Source organism: Pseudodesulfovibrio portus (assembly GCF_026000375.1).
Classification (GTDB): Bacteria; Desulfobacterota; Desulfovibrionia; order Desulfovibrionales; family Desulfovibrionaceae; genus Pseudodesulfovibrio; species Pseudodesulfovibrio portus.
Window position 1 is genome coordinate 3,279,478 of sequence record NZ_AP026708.1, and the last position, 17,993, is coordinate 3,297,470.

Below are 17,993 nucleotides of genomic sequence, written 5' to 3' on the forward strand. Positions count from 1 at the left end.
GGAGGGCGTGTCATGGCGACCACCGCAAAGATACAGATCGACGGTTCCGGCCCGATTCCGGCCTTGCAGGGCTTCCTGCGCGGGTTGTTGGAGAACGAGTCGCTGGGCGGGATCATGGTGCCCGTGCACCTGTTCGGCAAGGGCATGCCCATGCCGACCCTGGTCACGGACCCGGAACAGCTTTCGGGTGCGGACCCGCTGGCTCCGGCATTTCCCATGAACTCGGCCAAGCTTTTGTCCCGATTGACGAGGGGCCAGACCGGCGAGCGCATCGCCGCGGTCATGCGGCCCTGCGAGATCCGGGCGTTCGTGGAGCTGGTCAAGCTCAACCAGGGGTCCATGGAAGACCTCATCCTGGTGGGCATGGACTGTATGGGCGCGTTCGACAACGTGGCCTACAACCAGTTCCGGGGCGACGGCGACGCCTTCGAGAAGACGCTCGAGTTCCACAAGCTGACCGCCAACGGAGGCGTGGACATCGCTCCCGCCTGCAAGACGTGCGAATATCCCGCGCCGACCAATGCGGATATCGTCATCGGCGTGGCCGGGGCGGACCTGTCCGATCACATCCCGGTCATGGCCACCAGCGCACGCGGCGAGTCCCTGCTCAACGGGCTGGGGCTGCCGGAGATCGAGTCGACCAACGGGCGCGACAAGGCCCTGGAGGCCATGGTCGCCAAGCGCACCGCCGCCCGCGACGAGATGTTCAAGCAAACCAGCGCCGCAACGGGCACCCTGACCGATCTGTCCGAGTACCTGTCGGCCTGCGTCAATTGCTACAACTGCCGTGTGGCCTGTCCGGTCTGCTACTGCAAGGAGTGCGTCTTCAACACCGACGTGTTCGAGCACAAGCCGTGGCAGTACATGGGCTGGGCCAAGCGCAAGGGCAGCCTCAAGCTGCCCACGGACACCGTCTTCTACCATCTGACCCGCATGGCGCACATGTCCACGGCCTGCGTCGGCTGCGGCCAGTGTTCCAACGCCTGTCCCAACGACATTCCGGTCATGGAGTTGTTCCGGACTGTTTCCGCACGCACTCAGGAGAGTTTCGACTACGTGCCGGGCCGCAGCCTGGACGAGTCGCCGCCCCTGTCGGTGTTCAAGGAAGACGAGTTCCAGGAAACGGTTTCCCACATGGCCTAACACGCGGCTTCCCAGGAGGACGTCATGAGAAAGCAATACGGCGCATTGGTGGTCGGAGCGGGCATCGGAGGCATCCGGGCGGCGCTCGACCTGGCGGTCACGGGCCACAAGGTGGCGCTCATCGACCGTCGGCCCAGCCATGGCGGGATACTCGCCCAGCTCGACCACCAGTTCCCATCCGACCACTGCGGCATGTGCAAGATGTTGCCGCTTATGTCGCGGGACTCGTCCAGCCAGTTCTGCCTGCGCAAGGGATTGTTCCACGACAATATCGATATCTACCTGTCCACCGAAGTGGGGGAGATGGAGGGCGAGCCCGGCAAGTACCTGGTCTCCCTGACGCGGAAGTCCACGCTCATCGACCCGCAAAAGTGCGTCAGTTGCGGCAGGTGTTCCGAGGTCTGCCCCGTGCGGGTGCCCAGCGAGTTCAACGCGGGCCTGACCGAGCGGCCCGCCGTGTACCTGCCCGTGCCCTACGCCATCCCCAACCACTACGTGCTGGACCTGGACAACTGCATACGCTGCTGGAAGTGCCATGACGCGTGCCCCACCGGAGCCATCGACTTCAAGGTGGAGGAGCGCAAGGATTTCCACATCCTGGTCGCCGACCGCGATCCGGAACTGGCGGAATTCATGCAGGCCGAACTCGAGGAGCAGAACTTCCCGCTTCATTTTGCCCGGTCGGGCCAGGAGGCGGTGGACGCGCTGGCTTCGGAACAGAGTTTCGGCCTGCTCCTGCTGGGGATGAACCTGAACGACATGGACGCCGAGCGGCTGCTGACCCGCAGCCGGGAATTGCGCCCCGACCTGCCCGTGGTGGTCATGGCCGATTCCGGCCACGAAGAGACCGCCGCCGACCTGGTCATGCAGGGCGCGCGGGAGTACCTGGTCAAGCCGTTCACGAGCAAGCGCTTCGTGCCCTGGCTGGACAAGCTCTACATGCGCATCCTGTCCGACTCCTCCGAGGAATTGGAAGTGGGGACCGTGGTCCTGGCGGGCGGATTCGACTGCTACACCCCGGCCATGGACCCGGAGGGCGGCAACGACATCTGGGCCTATGACCATCCCAACGTGCTGACCGCCGTGGAGTTCGAGCGGCTCATGTCAGGCACCGGCCCCACGGGCGGAAAGCTCCTGCGGCCCGGGGACGGCAAGCCCGTGAAGAAGATCGCCTGGATTCAGTGCGTGGGATCGCGCGACGTCCAGAAGAACGCGGACTTCTGTTCCGGCATCTGCTGCATGTTTTCCATCAAGGAGGCCCTGCTTGCCAAGCGGATGACCGGGGGCGAGATGGACACCACCATTTACTACATGGACATGCGTACCTCCGGAAAGGGGTACCAGCGCTACCGCCGCAACGCCGAGAAGGAACAGGGCGTGCGGTTCGTGCGCAGTCGTCCGCACACCATCTTCCCGGCGGACGACGGCCAGAGCCTCCGGGTGGACTACCTGACCGATTCCGGGGAGCTGCTGTCCGAGACCTACGACATGATCGTGCTGGCCGCCGGCGTGCGTCCGCCCAGGGACACCGACAAGTTCGCCCTGACCATGGGTGTCGACCTCAACCGGTGGGGCTTCCTGGAAACCCAGCCCTATGCGTCCGAAAAGACGAGCAAGGTCGGCGTGTTCGCTGCCGGAGCCTTCGGGGAACCTCGGGATATCTCCGAGTCGGTCATCCAGGCCGGGGCCGCGGCCCAGGCCGCCTCGCGCATCATCAAGGCCTACGACGTGCTGGCGGGCATCGAAACAGAGTCCGAGCCGGAGTACCCGGACGTGTCGCGCGACCCGGCCCGGACCCTGGTGGCGATCTGCGCCTCCTGTCCCACCCTGGAGCAGGCCGTGGATCTGGAAGTAGTGAGCGAGCGCATGGCCCGTGTCCATTCCGTGTGCAAGGTCATGCCCGTGGGCAGCGCCTGCACCCCACAGGGATGGAAGGACATCGAGGAGGCCGCCCTGGAATACAAGCCCAACCGCATCCTCATCGGGGCGTGCATGCCGTACGCCTATATTCCCCGGCTCAAGGAGCTGGGCAGGGCCATCGGCCTCAACCCCGCCCTCATGGACGTGGTGGATATCTACACCTCCACCTTCGACTCGGCCTGCGGGGCCGGTGACGAGGCGTGCAGGGCCCGGGCGGAGAAGGAAGTCTATTCCACCCTGTCCACGGCCGTGGCCCGGCTGCAGGGCGCGGACCCGTCCGGTCCGGCGGTCACCGTGGACGTGGCCCGATCCGCCCTGGTCGTGGGCGGCGGCCTGGCCGGCATGACTGCCGCCATGGCCATCGCGGACCAGGGGTACGGCGTGTGCCTGGTGGAGACCGAGGAGCAGTTGGGCGGCACGGCCATGCGGCTGCACACCCAGCTCGACGGCTCGGACCCGCGCAAGTACATGGAGGAGCTCATAGCCCAGGTGGAGAAGCATCCCAACATCAAGGCGTTCACCGATTCGAGGGTGGTCCTCTCGCGCGGCAGCGCGGGCCGGTTCCGGTCCGCCATCGCCAGTCCGCGCGGCGTGTTCCAGCTGGAGCACGGCGTGTCCATCCTGGCCACCGGCGGCCACGAGGCCAAGGTCTACGAGTCCGGCCTGTGCGTGCACAAGACCGTCATGACCCACCTCGCCCTGGAGGAGCAGCTCGCCACCGGCCAGCTGGACGCCGGGGCCATCAAGTCTGTGGCCATGATCCAGTGCTGGCGCAACGAGGGCGAGGAGCGCACCTTCTGCAGCAAGGTCTGCTGTCCGGAGATGCTCAAGAACGTGCTCAACCTGAAGCAGCGCAATCCCGACCTGGCTATCTATGTCTTCTACCGCGACATCATGACCCAGGGATTCATGGAGACATATTACACCCAGGCCCGCAGGGCCGGGGCCATCTTCATACGGTACGACGACGAGACCGCGCCCAAGGTGACGTTCGAGGAGAACCACCAGCCCGTGATCGCCGGGTTTGATCCCATCCTCAACAGGAAGATCGAGATTCGACCGGATATTCTCTCCCTGTCCAGCGGCATCGAGCCCAACGATGTGGAGGAATTGCTGGAGGTCTTCGACGTGACCGTGGATCAGGACGGCTTCTATCAGGAGGCCGACTTCAAGTGGCGTCCCGTCGATTTCCTCAAGCAGGGCGTATTCGCCTGCGGCATCGGCCTGGCTCCCCGGCGCATGGACGAGACCATCAGTTCGGCCAAGGCCTCCGCCCAGCGCGCCCTGCGCATCCTGAACGCCGAGAAGATCGCCCGCGAGACCGTTGTGGCCTCGGTGCGGCACTCCCTGTGTTCGCTCTGCCAGGCGTGCGTCGCGGCCTGCCCGTACGGCGCGCGGGTCCTGGACATGACCGAGGAAAAGATCGTGGTGGACGAAATCCTGTGCCAGGGCTGCGGGTCCTGCGCGGCGGTCTGTCCCAACAGCGCCACCGTGCTGACCGGATTCCACGACGGGCCCATGATGTCCGTCATCGACGCGGCATTGGAAGAACCGGCCTGAGCCGGCTGAAGAATGGAAGACAAGAGTGCAAGGAGTGACTCATGAGCGAACCAGTCAGGAAGACATGGAGTCCGGCTTCGGAGGAATACCAGTCCATTCTGGGGGGGCTTCGGGAGTCCGTGGGGGCGTGCATGCAATGCGGCACCTGCACGGCGTCCTGTCCCAACTGGCATGCCATGGACGTGACCCCCAGGGCCATGTGGCGGATGATCCAGTTCGGCATGCTCGACGAGATTCTGGAGAGCCGGACATTCTGGATGTGCTCATCCTGCTACATGTGCACGCTGCGGTGTCCGCGCGGCCTCAAGCTGACCTCTGCCATGGCCGCCTTGAAGCGGTTGGCCAGGGTGGACGGCAGTGCCGCAGCCCGCAGGAACAGCGCTTTCTACGAGGCGTTCATGGACGATGTCGAGGCCCACGGCCGGGTGCAGGAGACGAGCATGATGCAGCGCTATTTCCTCAAGCGGAAGAGCCCGACAGTGCCGCTCGCCTTCCTGCCGCTGGGCATGAAGATGCTGAGCAAGGGCAAGGTCCACCTCCCGTCCAGGGGGCAGGGGGGCGTGCTCAAGCCGTTGTTCGCCAAGGCGCGTGAAATGGAGGGGTTGTGATGAAGTATGCATACTATCCCGGATGCTCCCTGACCGAGAGCGCCCGCGAGTTCGACATCTCCACCCGGGCGGTCATGGAACGGCTCGGCGCGGAGCTGACAGAGATTCCCGACTGGACCTGCTGCGGGGCCAGCGCGGCCGAGCCTGTGAGCGAGCTCATGAACTACGTGCTGCCCGCCCGCAACCTGGCCATCGTGGAGCAGGAGATGGACGGTATCGACGTCCTGGCGCCGTGCGCGGCCTGTTACCTGAATCTTTACAAGGTCAACCGGGAGGTGGTGGGCGACCGGCATCTCCACGCCCGGCTCAACGAGGTCCTGGCGGCTTCGGGGCTGACCTACGGCGGCAACGTCCGGGTCCGACATCTGATCGACGTCCTCAAGAACGACGTGGGCGCAAAGATCGTGGAGCAGAAGGTCACCGACTCACTCAAGGGCATGAAGATCGCGCCCTATTACGGATGCCAGATCCTGCGGCCCTATCCGGTCTTCGACGATCCGGGCAAGCCCGTGTCCATGGAGCCGTTCATCACCGCAATGGGCGGTGAGGTGTTCCGGTGGTCCATGTCCAACCGGTGCTGCGGGGCGTCCCTGATGGTGGCCCACCCGGAAGTGGCCGTCAAATCCGTGGCCGCGATCCTGGCCGACGCCGAGGGCGCGGACGCCATCGTCACGGTCTGCCCGCTGTGCCAGATGAACCTGGAGGCCTACCAGGACAAGGCGGTCAAGGCGGGCGGCAAGGCGGTGCCGGTGCTGTATCTGACCCAACTGATGGGATTGGCCCTGGGGCTGGACCAGAAGGCCATGCAGCTGGACAAGAACCTGACCCTGACCCCGTCGGTCAGGCAGGACATAAAGACCCGGGCGTGGGCGGTTCCCGAGCCCGAAACCGATGCAGAAACGGCAGGTATGAACGGATAACCTTCAAGGAAAAGGGGGCAAGTCATGTTTAAGGACATCATTGTGGGTGTCACGCCCACCGGTATCGACGAGTGCGCGGTCAAGGCAGCGGCCGAGTTCGCCACCAAGTTCGAATCCAAGCTCTACCTGACCCACGTGGCGGGCATGGAGCAGGGCTGGGGCTCCATCGAGACCCTGGAGCCGTCCGGCGAGACCGGCCAGCTTCAGGAACGGATGACCCAGATGTACGGCAAGTATCTCGAATCCATCCCGGACTCGCAGATCAAGGTGGTGGCCGGAATTCCGCATAACGAACTGTTGCGGCTGGCCCGGCAGAAGAACACGGACCTCATCGTCATGGGCCCGCACACCAAGGAATACGAGGAAAAGCGCGCCAAGATGTGGGGCATGGCGGGCTCCACCCTCGAGCGCGTAAGCCAGCGCGCCCGGTGCCCGGTCATGATCGTGTGCAAGGACGTGGACTGCAAGGAGCCGCTGTTCCAGAACATCATCGTGGCCACGGACTTCTCCGACCAGGCCGAGTGCGCGGTGGCCTATGGCGGCCAGATGGCCCGCCAGTACAAGGCCAACCTGGTTCTCATTCACGTCACCGAGCCCGGCGGTCCGGGCAAGAGCGAGTGCATGACCCGGCTGGAAAAGGCCTACGAAGGGCGGATGGACGGCATTCAGGGTCATTCCTACAAGGTCGAGGTCGGCGAGCCCGCCATGGAGATTCTGCGGCTTGCCCGGCAGCAGGATGCGGACCTGATCATAATGGCCCACCACTCCAAGGAAAGCGACCCGGACAAGGCGTTCCTCGGCTCCACCGTTACCCAGGTGGCGCTCAATGCGCCGTGTCCGACCATGAGCGTCAACCGCTTCTTCGATCTGCGGTGCGGCCTCATGTACGACCAGACCGGTCAGGTGGTCGAGGCGGAAGCCGAAGCAGCGGTCTAGTCGGGTCGCCTGCCGGACCCGATGACTGGCCCTGAACGATATAAACCGTTCCGGGGGCGGAAGGCCGCCCCCGGAATGTCCTGCGGCAAACGATTGAAAGGAGTGAGCCATGGGCGAAGCAGCGGAACTGCTGGTCGAACCGAAGCAGTCTGAATTAGTTGACAAGGTCAAGGGTTTGCTGCCGGAAGATGGCAACCTGAGCATGTGCCTGACCTGCGGCGCATGTTCCTCGGGGTGTCCGGCCACCGGCATGCACGGCATGGATCCGCGCAAGTTCCTCCGCTTGGCTCTTCTGGGGCAGGAGGAGGAAATCAGGTCCACGCCGTGGGTCTGGCTCTGCACCATGTGCAGACGGTGCGTGCACGCCTGCCCCATGGGGGTGGATATCCCGCAGCTGGTCTATTACACCCGGCAGTCCTGGCCGAGGGAGGAGCGCCCCAAGGGCATCCTGGGCTCCTGCGAGCAGGCTTTGAACACGTCGGGCAACAGCGCCATGGGCGCGTCCAGCGAGGACTTCAAGTTCGTCATCGAGGATGTGCTGGAAGAGGTGCGCGAGGAACAGCCGGGCATGGAAAACCTGCAGGCGCCCATCGACAAGAAGGGGGCATACTACTTCCTGAACCAGAACTCGCGCGAACCCGTCACCGAGCCGGACGAGATGGTCCCCCTGTGGAAGATTCTCCATCTGGTCGGGGCGGACTGGACCTATTCCACCAAGGGGTGGGCCGCCGAGAACTACTGCATGTTCCTGGCCGACGACGAGTCATGGGAAAAGGTGGTCCGGAACAAGGCCCAGGCTGTGGAGGACCTGGGATGCAAAGTCTGGCTCAACACCGAGTGAGGACACGAATTCTACGCAGTCCGGGCCGGACTGCAAAAGTTCAATGTTGAGCACAGTTTCGGGATGGAGTCCATCATCCGCCTGTATGCGAAGTGGATTCGCGAGGGCAAGCTGCCGGTCAATTCCGACTGGAACAAGGACCTGGGCGTGACCTTCACGGTCCAGGACCCCTGCCAACTGGTCCGCAAATCCCTGCATGACCCGGTGGCCGAGGACCTGCGGTTCGTGGTCAGGTCCGTGGTCGGCGAAGAGAACTTCATCGACATGTGGCCCAACAAGTCAAACAACTATTGTTGCGGCGGCGGCGGCGGATTCCTGCAATCGGGATTCGCCGAAGAGAGGAGGCAGTACGGCAGGATCAAGCTTGATCAGATTCTTCGGACCAAGGCTGATTACTGTATCGCCCCGTGCCACAACTGCCATTCTCAGATCCATGATCTGAGCGAACATTACGAAGCCGGGTTCCCCGTGGTCCATCTGTGGACGCTCATCTGCCTCTCCCTGGGCATACTGGGGGAAAACGAGCGGGAATATCTCGGCGAGGACCTCAAGAACGTAGGGTTGTGACCGTCCCGAGGCAGCGGTCATGACCTGGGCCCCCGGGTGGGGGCCCGGTCATCGATCCTGCGCGTAGGGAACCTTCTCCGGGAGCGGTTGTCCGCTCCCGGAGAACCGAACGCGCGTACATCGCGCCAAGGAGTGAGTCATGACGGTCATGCCCAAGCCCATGAACCCGGACGTCCGGGAATTCCTCGACAAGTTCGATTTCAGCGCCTGTATGTCCTGCGGGACCTGTTCCAACGGGTGCCCGGTCACCGGGACGCCCGGCATGGAGGGGTGGGACACGCGCACGGCCATGCGCATGCTTGCCTACGGCATGGTGGACGAGGTGGTGGATTCCAATTTCCCCTGGCTGTGCACCGGTTGCGGGCGGTGCGCCTACTCCTGCCCCATGGGCATCGACATCCCGGCGGTCATGGCGCACATGAAGTCCCTGCGCGACCGCGACAAGGTGCCGGGCACCCTGCATCAGGGCATGCAGAACAACGTGGATACCGGCAACAACCTGGCCATATCCAGGGAGGAATACCTGGAAGGCATGGCCGAGCTGGGGGTGGATATGGCAGAGGAGTGCCCCGGCTTCTATGTTCCGGTGGACAAGGCGAACGCCAGGATATTGTTTGGGGCTGTACCAGATAACTCCGTTGGGGTATCGGTATGGCAATGCGAAAGAGCCGTTTAGGTCGCGAGAAGCAGCTCCGTTTGATTGAGCATTTTGTAGCCGGGACAACAGCACGATGTGCCGCTGATCTGGTCGGCGTGAACTTCAAAACGGCTGCGTATTACTTTCACCGGATTCGTGAAATTATAGCCGAAGAAGAGGCCAACGAAGGAATGGCTTTCGGCGAATTTGAAGTCGATGAAAGCTATTTCGGCGGCAGGCGAAAGGGCAAACGAGGTCGTGGGGCCGCAGGGAAAGTGCCCGTGTTCGGGATCCTTAAAAGGGGCGGGAAGGTACACACACAGGTGATTCCCGACGCCAAAGGCAAAACGCTGATGCCGATTATCCAGGAGAAGATCCAGCCCGACAGCGTTGTTTACTCAGATTGCTGGTACGGCTACAATGTCCTCGATGTGTCCGAATTCAAGCACTTCAGGATCAACCACTCCAAGTTGTTCGCCGACAGCCAGAATCACATCAATGGGATTGAGAACTTTTGGAACCAAGCCAAACGCCACATGAGAAAATTCAACGGCATTCCTACCAAGCATTTCCATCTCTTTTTGAAGGAATGCGAGTGGCGCTTTAACAACAGCAATCCGCGAAGGCAACTTAAACAGTTGAAACAGTGGGTTAAGAAGCATATGGGCTAGTTATCTGGTACAGCCCCTATTGTTTTTCCCCAACTCCAAGGAAGTTTACGGCGATTTCGAAGACCAATTCTGGTGGTGGAGAATATTTTATGCCGCCCGTGAGGACTGGACCGTGCCGAGCGAGGGGTGGGAGGCCGTGGACTGGGCGTTGTTCACGGGCAACTACGCGGCCAACAGAAAACTGGCCAAGCGCAAGATCGACTTCATGCAGAAGTACAACATCGAGCGCATGATCATGCCGGACTGCGGCGGCGGGTCCTACGGCTGCCGCAAGGGGATGGAAACGTGTGTCGTCGAGGACCCCAACAACGAGGTGGGGTTCACCTATCTCTACGACTATCTTGTTCAGGTCATCCGCGAGGGGCGCATCAAGCTCGACAAGTCGGTCAACGCGGGCAAGCGGTTCACCTGGCACGACTCCTGTAAGCACGGTCGGGAACTGGCGCGCCATTTCGGCAAGGGGTATTACGACGAGCCCAGGTGGATCGTCCGGCAGTGCGTGGACGATTTCGCGGACATGACGCCGAGCCGGGGACTCAATTACTGCTGCGGCGCGGGCGGCGGCATGTGGCCCATGCCCTTCGAGGACGAGTCCGCGCACCATGCCCGGCACAAGTACGAGCAGATCAAGCGCACCGGCGCGGACGTGGTGGTGGTCGGCTGTTCAAACTGCCGGGACCAGATCATGAAGCGTATCCCCAAGTATTACACTGACTACAAATACGAGGTGAAGTACATCTGGCAACTGGTGGCCGAGACCCTGGTACTGGAGCCGTGGGAGGAGGAGATGGTCGCCCGCGCCAACGAGCTGGCCGACGCTCAGTGGAAGCAGTTCGGCGTGGACCTGGACGCCATGGAATACTGACCGGCCCAACGGCTGTGAAAAGTAACCCCGCCCCTCTGCGAAGAAGGGCGGGGTTTCCTTTTCGTGGCGTTATCCCCGGTTGGTTAGATGATGGCGTCGACGACGATGCCTTTGGCGTGTCCGCCGAGGACGCTGGTTTGGAAGTCATAGCTTTGGGCCATGCCGGTCTTGTCTTCCGACGAGGACCCGGGGTTCATGTAGTCCAAGGTTTTGGAAACGAGCGACGCTTCGGCGGAGACCTTGTCCACCGGGGCGAGGCTGGAGCCACTGCCTGAATCGTTCATGTAGTCCAGGGTCTTGGAAACCACGGCGGCGCCGAATGTCTCTTGATCAAAAGGCGTGTAGCCTCCAAGACCGCCGAGTGCCATGGTCATAAAGTGTACCCTCCCTAGCCAATAGGCCGGAAATAACGCCTATCCGCCATATCGACGGTATCCTCCATATCTTTAGGGCGATGTTGAGAAAAAAACCGGGCCGGGTTATGCCTTGGTCATGGAGGGCTTATGTCTTTCGAGGTCGGTTTTTTCGTGATGGCGGTCGTCGCCAGTCTCGGGGTCGGTGTCCTGCTGTACCGTTGGCAGCGGCCCAAGCTGACCTTGCCGTACCTGTTGCTGGCCGTCGCCGGATCGATTTTTGCGCTGTACTACATCCTGCATGTGGTCTTCGGCTCCGGTCGGACCGGATGGCCTTGATGAGGGGAGGGAAATCATGAATGAGGTCCTGATGGCGGTCATTGCCCTGGCGGTGGGCATCGCCGTGGCCGGGGGGCTGGCCTGGAAGCTCAAGAAAAGCTGTGTGCCGTGAGTCCTGATGTACACGGGCATCGGCGCAGGTGTCGCCGTCTTTTACGTTTTGAAATATGTCTTCCGCTAGAGGGAGCCGTCTTCCTTCACCTCGTCCCAGAGCGCGTTCATGGCGTCCAGGTCCAGGTCGGGCAGCGACATGCCGCGTGATTCGGCCAGCTCTTCCATCATGCCGAAGCGTTTCAGGAATTTCTGGTTGGCAAAGGCCAGGGCCGAGTTGGCCTTGATGCCCTTGCGCCGACCGAGTTCGACCAGGGTGAACAGGTAGTCGCCGAACTCCTCCTCGGAGGCCTCGGCGTCGCCTGCTGCCTGCGCATCCTTCCATTCCTTCCATTCCCCTTCGAGCTGCGCCTCCACGGCCTCGTCCGAATCCCAGGTGAACTTGTTGCGGGCGGCCTTGGAGTTGATGCGGTATGCCTTGAGCAGGGGGGGCAGCCCGCCGGGCAGGGAATCGAATACGCCTTTCCTGCCGGTCTTCTTGTTTTCTTCGCGTTTGATGGCTTCCCAGGTGTCGAGGATGGCGTTGACGTCCTTGGTCTGCGCGTCCTCGAATACGTGCGGGTGACGGCTGATCATCTTGGCCGCGCTGTATCGGATGGACTCGGCCAGGGTGTGCGCGCCGTCCCGCTCGTAGAGGGTGGCGATGAACAGGATGATGAACATGACGTCGCCCAGCTCTTCCATGGCCTCGCGCGCGTCGCCCTGGCGGATGCCTTCGATCAGTTCGAAGGTCTCTTCGGCCAGGTAGTCGCACATGGAGCGGGGGGTCTGCTCCTTGTCCCAGGGGCAGCCGTTCGGCGCGAGCAGGGCGTCGATGACGCCGAGAAGTTCCTGCATGGCCGCTGCGGCGTCATGGTGATCGCTCATGGCGAGGTCTCCTTCGGAAGATGAGAGTGTGTCGGACGCCCGGACCTATTCGGCCGTGTCGCCCTCGTCGATTCCCAGGACGCCCCTTGCGGAATCAAGGGCCTCCTGCGGGTTGGGAATGTCGATGTATTCCCCGAGCTTGTCAACAAGGTGCTGGGCCTGAGGCGCGATGGCCGACTGGGTGAGGATGTCCGAATTCGGGGCGAACGTCTGCAGGAACATGAGTCCGATCAGGCCGATGAGTACGCCTTCGAGCAGGCCGAACACGCCGCCTGCGGTCCGGTCGACCCAGCCGAGGAGGGTGATCTCGAGCATGGTCCTTATGAGCTTGGCAACGAGCCAGACCAGAATCAGGGTGCCCACGAATATGATGGAATACGACAGTACGCCAACGGTCATCTCACTGTCGATGTAGAGCGCCAGGTGCGGCTGGAGCAGGTGGTCGAAGTTGGAAGCCAGGACCACGGCCAGGACAACGGCGATCAGGGACAGGATTTCCTGGACCAATCCGCGGAAGAATCCGCGCAGGAGGAACAGGGCGACGATGCAGATGAGAATGATATCGAGAAAATTCATTCGGTTCGTCCTTGGGTAGTGTGATTGCCCTCTCTGGGAATAGGGACTAGCAAACTGTCGAAGAAATGTGAACCTGAACACCGTTTTTTTTCTTTCACGGAATCTGTAAACCGGGCGCGGGCTTGTGCCGGGAGCGGAACTCGGCTACAGGAACATCAGTCACCTGTCATTTCACAAGGAGAGGCGAATGCAGGTTCACGAAACGGGTTTTTCCGGCCTTCTCGTCCTGGAGCCGAGGGTGTTCCAGGATGAGCGGGGTTTTTTCCTGGAGAGCTACAGCAGGGAAGCGTTCGGGAAGCTCGGCATCGACTGCGAGTTTGTTCAGGACAACCACGCTTACTCAAGGGATGTCGGCGTGTTGCGCGGTTTTCACTTCCAGGCGCCCCCTGCGGCACAGGCCAAACTGGTTTGGGTGACCCGCGGCGCGGTCCTGGACGTGGTCGTGGACCTGCGAAAGGGTTCGCCGACCTTCGGCAAGTGGCGGCACGTCATCCTGAGCGCCGCCAACTTCAAGCGGATGTTCATCCCGCACGGCTTCGGCCATGCGTATGTGACCATCATGCCCGACACCGAATTCCAGTATAAGGTCGACGCGCCGTACGCCCCCGAGACCGAGGGCGGCATCGTCTGGGACGATCCCGACATCGCCATGGAGTGGGCGGTTGCCCTGCGGGGGCGCGAGCCCGTCATGTCCGAAAAGGACAAGCGGCTCCCGAGGCTGGCCGATTTCGACTCTCCTTTCATTTATGAGGATTAATTCATGTCCGACGCCGAAATGAGCCGGGACGGTTTTGCCGCGCCGTGCCATGCCATCATACTTGCCGGGGGCTCAGGCACCCGGCTGTGGCCCCTGTCCCGGAACCTGATGCCCAAACAGCTTCTCGTCCTGGGCGGGGAGACCACCCTGTTGCAGCAGACGGTTTCCCGCGTGCTGGAAGCCTTTGCTCCCTCCCGCATCTGGATCGTCACCAACGAGGAGCACGTCTTCGAGGTGCGCAAGCAGGCGGCGGTCATCGACCCGGCCCTGGAGGGCCAGGTCCTTGCCGAGCCCCTTGGACGGAACACGCTGCCCGCCATCATGCTCGGCCTGGACAGGGTGGTCATGGAAGACGAGTCCGCCCTGGCCGCGGTTTTTCCGTCCGACCATCTGGTCCGGGACACCGGTGCGTGGGTCCGGGACCTGCAACGCGCCTCCCGCCTGGCCGCCGAGAAGAAGTTCGTCACTTTCGGGGTGGAGCCGCACAAGCCGGAGACCGGCTACGGCTACATCGCCCTGGGAACGGAGCTGGGGGAGAACGCCTATACCGTGGACGGGTTCGTGGAGAAGCCGGACTATGCGACCGCCACCCGGTTCATCCAGGAAGGAAGTCATCTTTGGAATTCCGGGATGTTTCTCTTTTCGGCCCGTCATTTCCTGACCCAGGTGGCCCGGTGCGAGCCGCAACTCTGGGATTGGTGGATGGCCCGGGAGGAAAAGCCCCTGGTGGAGGGATATCGCGATATCCCGAATATTTCCGTGGACTACGGCGTGGTCGAAAAGATCGACAACATCTCCGTGGTCCGGGCCGGTTTCGACTGGGACGACCTCGGCAGCTGGGAGGCCATGTACCGGCTGGGAGACAAGGACGCCGACGGCAACGTGATCAAGGGCGACGTCCTGGCCATCGACTGCAGGAACTCCCTGCTCATCAGCGAGGGCGGCAAGCTGGCCGCCGTTGGCCTATCTGATATGATTATGGTCCAGACGCGGGACGCCACCCTGACCTGTCCCATGCCGCACGTCCAGGCGGTGCGAGACGTGGTGGCGGCCCTCAAGGAGCAGGGCAGTCAACTGGTGGAAAGCCACGTCACGGTGCATCGCCCCTGGGGCAACTACACCGTGCTGGAAGAGGGGCCGCAGTACAAGATCAAGCGTATCCAGGTGCTTCCGGGAGCGCGGTTGAGTTCCCAGATGCATCATCACCGCAGCGAGCATTGGGTGGTGGTCTCGGGCACCGCCGAGGTTGAGGTGGACAACAAGCCGGTGATCCTGGTGGAAAACCAGTTCGTGGACATCCCCAAGGCGTCGCAGCATCGTCTGGCCAATCCCGGCAAGGTGTTGCTGGATATCATCGAGATTCAGAGCGGCCCGTATCTGGAGGAGGACGACATCGTTAGATTCGATGACGTCTACGGCAGGGTCGAGAAATAACCCGATACGTGAATAATGCCGCATATTCGATTGATATGACAGTTGTTTTTCGCTTTCGAGAGATCGTGAAAATTTTCATATTCTCTTGACACGAAAACGATTGGTGCCGTATGGAAACGTAGTTCAATTGGTGTGATTTTCACATTAACTTTAGAGTGATGGGGCAAAGGTTATGGAGGAAAGAAAAGCATCGAAACGGTGTGGAGGGGTTCTTCCCTTTATCATCGGCTTCCTGGCCACCTGCGTCTTGGGGTGGGCTGTGATCCCGGGTCTGTTCTTCGAAAAAGTCGAACAGCCTATCTGGTTCAGCCACGCCGTGCATGTGGATGGACAGGGAATGGATTGCGAAAGTTGTCACTATTTCAGGGATGACGGCTCTTATGCCGGATTCCCGACCAACGAAGTGTGCGCCGAGTGTCACGCCGTCGATCCTGAAGAAGCAATGGAAGCCATTGCCGAAGAAGGTATCGACCCGTCTGACTACGACGCCATCATGAAGGCCGGAATCGGCGCCATCGAAGACAATCTGGCTTCCGGCGACGATGACAAGTTGGCCGCCGAACGTGAGTACGTCGTCAAGTACCTCATCCAGGGCAAGGAGGTTCCCTGGCTGAATTACCAGTACCAGCCTGACAACGTGTATTTTTCGCACGCGGCTCACAAGGACATGACCGTCGAGGACATGGCCGAGCTGAAGAAGGAACTGTCCGACGTCGTCGATCCGTCCGTGTTCGAGGCCGAGGAATTCCCCGAGCAGAACTGTAATCTGTGCCACCTGAAGGATGTCCATCTCAACGACGTGCCTCCGGCATTCGAGCGGAATATCCTTTCCGGGTACAGCAAGATGACCATGAAGATGTGGAAGTGCGAACGGTGCCACGCCCTCAAGGGCCAGCCCAACGCCTGCTACACCTGCCATAAGTAAAGGGGTACTGAAAATGAGCGTAGCACGCAGAGCTTTTATTCAGATGAGTGTGGGCGCCACCGTCGGTATCCTTTTTACTCCGACGGTCTGGACCGCCCTTGATGATGTATCCATCTGGACGCAGAACTGGCCCTGGATTCCCACGCTGAAGTACGGGGAAGTCAAGGGTGTTCCTGCGGTGTCCAAGATGTGTGAATCCGGCTGTGCCGTGAAGGTCCGCACTGTTGCGGGAGAAGCCTTCGCCGTTGCCGGCAACGAAGACAACCCGCTTTCGGGCGGCGGTGTCTGCCCCCTGTGCGCCAACGGCGTTCAGGTCAAAAACTCTCCCAACCGTATCAAGGCTCCCATGCTGAACGGCGAGGAGATTTCCTGGGAAAAGGCCAAGGAAGTCGTGGCCGAGAAGCTGGAGGCCGCCGGTGCCAACGTGGCCGTCATCTCCGGCGATCAGACCGGTACCGTGAACGAGGTCTTCTCCGCGCTGCTGGCCGACAAGGGCAGCGACGCCTTCTATATGATGCCCTGCGACATGCAGGCTGCCGACAAGGCATGGACCGGCCTGATGGGCGGTTCCGGCCAGATCGGTTATGACCTGGAAGGCGCGGACGTGGTCCTGCTGGCCGGTGCCGACGCACTGGAGTCCTGGGGCCCGACGGTCGCCAACCTGGCCGCTTTCGCAGCCAACGAGTCCGGCAAGTTCATCTTTGCCGGTCCCATGCAGACCAAGACCGCTTCCGTCACCGACAAGTGGGTGCCGGTCCCGGCCGAGGGCATGGCCGCCTTCACCCTGGGCGTGGCCTACTACGTCCTGCAGGCCGGCAAGGCCGTTGACGTGGCCGATTTCGACGCGTTCAAGGCCATGGTCATGAACGACTACAGCCCGGCCAAGGTCGAAGCCGCCACCGGCGTGAAGGCCGATCAGATGGCCGAAATCGCCAAGATGCTTTTGGCCGCGTCCAATCCCGTGGTCGTGCCCGGCGGTTCCGTGGCAGCCCACGGCGCAGCGTTCGCATTGAACCTGCTGCTTGGCGGCGCCATGAAGGCCCTTCCCGAGTTCGGCAGCGCGGTTTCCACCGCCATGACCCGTTCCGAGATGCTCAAGAAGGACATCCTGGAAGGCGTCAACGCCGACCTGCTGTTCGTCTACGAGGCCAACCCCGCCTACGCCCTGCCCGAGCAGGTCAAGGCCGGCTTCACCGTGGCCATCGACTCCGTCAACACCGAGACCACCGCTTCCGCCGACCTGGTGCTGCCTTCCCTGCACGCCTACGAGCGGTTCGACGACCTGGCCAACCCCTACGGCGTCGCCAACGCGACGTACGTTCTGGGCGTGCCGGTCTCCAAGCCGTCCGTCAAGGCGGCCTGCGCGGCGACCTTCATTCTCGGTCTGGCCGATCTCGGCTTCGAGACTTTCGAGGAAGTGCTGGAAGCCAAGGCCGAAGCCGTCGGTGCGGACATGGATTCGCTGACCGAAGGTTCCGCCTACGTGGTTGCCGGTGATACTCCGGTCGCTGCCGGCCTGGCCGCCAACGTCCTGGGCAAGGCCGCTGTTCCCGTCAAGGGTTCCGGCGGCGTGGGGCTCATCCCCTACACCCTGCTCAACGTCGGTACGGCCAATCAGGCTACCACCCCCAACGCACCGTGCACCATCAGCAACAATCAGTTGCTCGGCGACAACATGGTGGTGATGATGAACTCCGCCACTGCAAAGCAGCTCGGCGTGAGCGTTGGCTCCAAGGTCAAGCTCTCCGGCGGTAACGGCGATTGCGCCGCCCTGGTCCAAATCTTCGAAGGCGTCCTGACCGGTGCCGTGGCTGCTCCGCTCGGAATGGGCCACACCGTCGGCGACGAGTTCTCGAAGGGGAAGGGCGATAATGTCTACAAGATCCTCACGGTGAGCTCCGAGGCTGCCGCTGGCGCCTCCACATGGGCCGGTTCCACTGTGAACGTCGCCAAAATCTAGGGG

At 62.0% G+C, this 17,993-nt stretch carries 17 protein-coding genes; 14 read left to right on the forward strand and 3 right to left on the reverse strand.

The features are described 5' to 3' along the window. The first annotated feature begins 12 nt into the window (after positions 1–12). The 9 genes from OO730_RS15685 to OO730_RS15725 all read left to right on the forward strand — a co-directional run bounded on the left by OO730_RS15685 (position 13) and on the right by OO730_RS15725 (position 10,668). The gene (locus OO730_RS15685; RefSeq protein ID WP_264982431.1) at positions 13–1,143 is read left to right on the forward strand and encodes a Coenzyme F420 hydrogenase/dehydrogenase, beta subunit C-terminal domain; all 1,131 of its coding nucleotides are present in this window, start codon (positions 13–15) and stop codon (positions 1,141–1,143) included. A gap of 24 nt (positions 1,144–1,167) precedes the next feature. Beyond that, positions 1,168–4,623: a 4Fe-4S binding protein gene (locus tag OO730_RS15690; RefSeq protein ID WP_264982432.1), complete on the forward strand. Its 3,456-nt coding sequence runs from the start codon at positions 1,168–1,170 to the stop codon at positions 4,621–4,623. Positions 4,624–4,664: 41 nt separating this feature from the next. Next, positions 4,665–5,231, forward strand: coding sequence for a 4Fe-4S dicluster domain-containing protein (locus OO730_RS15695; protein ID WP_264982433.1), 567 nt, complete (start codon positions 4,665–4,667; stop codon positions 5,229–5,231). Then, positions 5,231–6,151 carry a CoB--CoM heterodisulfide reductase iron-sulfur subunit B family protein gene (locus OO730_RS15700; protein ID WP_264984177.1) on the forward strand — a complete coding sequence of 307 codons (921 nt, stop codon included), beginning with the start codon at positions 5,231–5,233 and terminating at the stop codon, positions 6,149–6,151. The genes OO730_RS15695 and OO730_RS15700 overlap by 1 nt, the downstream gene beginning before the upstream one ends. 24 nt (positions 6,152–6,175) lie before the next feature. Continuing rightward, positions 6,176–7,087 carry a universal stress protein gene (locus OO730_RS15705; RefSeq protein ID WP_264982434.1) on the forward strand — a complete coding sequence of 304 codons (912 nt, stop codon included), beginning with the start codon at positions 6,176–6,178 and terminating at the stop codon, positions 7,085–7,087. Positions 7,088–7,196: 109 nt separating this feature from the next. Continuing rightward, on the forward strand, positions 7,197–8,495 hold the full coding sequence (locus OO730_RS15710) for a (Fe-S)-binding protein (protein ID WP_264982435.1): 1,299 nt from the start codon (positions 7,197–7,199) through the stop codon (positions 8,493–8,495). 139 nt (positions 8,496–8,634) lie between these two features. Beyond that, positions 8,635–9,171 (forward strand): 4Fe-4S dicluster domain-containing protein, encoded by a 537-nt coding sequence (locus OO730_RS15715; RefSeq protein WP_264982436.1) that lies wholly within the window; start codon positions 8,635–8,637, stop codon positions 9,169–9,171. Next, positions 9,153–9,803: an IS1595 family transposase gene (locus OO730_RS15720; RefSeq protein WP_264984145.1), complete on the forward strand. Its 651-nt coding sequence runs from the start codon at positions 9,153–9,155 to the stop codon at positions 9,801–9,803. Before OO730_RS15715 ends, OO730_RS15720 begins: the two co-directional genes overlap by 19 nt. Before the next feature lie 19 nt (positions 9,804–9,822). Then, positions 9,823–10,668 (forward strand): (Fe-S)-binding protein, encoded by an 846-nt coding sequence (locus OO730_RS15725; RefSeq protein ID WP_264982437.1) that lies wholly within the window; start codon positions 9,823–9,825, stop codon positions 10,666–10,668. An 83-nt stretch (positions 10,669–10,751) separates the two neighbouring features. On the opposite strand, the gene OO730_RS15730 is transcribed toward OO730_RS15725, so the two are convergent. Next, positions 10,752–11,042, reverse strand: a complete 291-nt coding sequence (locus OO730_RS15730) for a hypothetical protein (protein WP_264982438.1) — start codon at positions 11,040–11,042, stop codon at positions 10,752–10,754. A 129-nt stretch (positions 11,043–11,171) separates the two neighbouring features. Here OO730_RS15730 and OO730_RS15735 point away from each other — a divergent pair, with 129 nt between their 5' ends. After that, a complete protein-coding gene (locus OO730_RS15735; protein ID WP_264982439.1) occupies positions 11,172–11,360 on the forward strand; it encodes a hypothetical protein in 189 nt (62 codons plus the stop codon). A 177-nt stretch (positions 11,361–11,537) separates the two neighbouring features. Here OO730_RS15735 and mazG read toward each other — a convergent pair whose 3' ends face one another. Further along, positions 11,538–12,338: a nucleoside triphosphate pyrophosphohydrolase gene (mazG, locus tag OO730_RS15740; protein ID WP_264982440.1), complete on the reverse strand. Its 801-nt coding sequence runs from the start codon at positions 12,336–12,338 to the stop codon at positions 11,538–11,540. Positions 12,339–12,383: 45 nt separating this feature from the next. Beyond that, positions 12,384–12,914 carry a CvpA family protein gene (locus OO730_RS15745; protein ID WP_264982441.1) on the reverse strand — a complete coding sequence of 177 codons (531 nt, stop codon included), beginning with the start codon at positions 12,912–12,914 and terminating at the stop codon, positions 12,384–12,386. A 187-nt stretch (positions 12,915–13,101) separates the two neighbouring features. Between OO730_RS15745 and rfbC the strand changes: the two genes are divergently transcribed. From rfbC to qrcB, 4 genes are all read left to right on the forward strand, one after another. Continuing rightward, positions 13,102–13,671, forward strand: coding sequence for a dTDP-4-dehydrorhamnose 3,5-epimerase (gene rfbC / locus OO730_RS15750; RefSeq protein ID WP_264982442.1), 570 nt, complete (start codon positions 13,102–13,104; stop codon positions 13,669–13,671). A 3-nt stretch (positions 13,672–13,674) separates the two neighbouring features. Further along, positions 13,675–15,105, forward strand: coding sequence for a mannose-1-phosphate guanylyltransferase/mannose-6-phosphate isomerase (locus OO730_RS15755; RefSeq protein WP_264982443.1), 1,431 nt, complete (start codon positions 13,675–13,677; stop codon positions 15,103–15,105). A gap of 172 nt (positions 15,106–15,277) precedes the next feature. After that, positions 15,278–16,030, forward strand: coding sequence for a cytochrome c3 family protein (locus OO730_RS15760; protein WP_264982444.1), 753 nt, complete (start codon positions 15,278–15,280; stop codon positions 16,028–16,030). A gap of 13 nt (positions 16,031–16,043) precedes the next feature. Next, on the forward strand, positions 16,044–17,990 hold the full coding sequence (gene qrcB / locus OO730_RS15765) for a menaquinone reductase molybdopterin-binding-like subunit QrcB (protein WP_264982445.1): 1,947 nt from the start codon (positions 16,044–16,046) through the stop codon (positions 17,988–17,990). Positions 17,991–17,993: the final 3 nt, after the last annotated feature.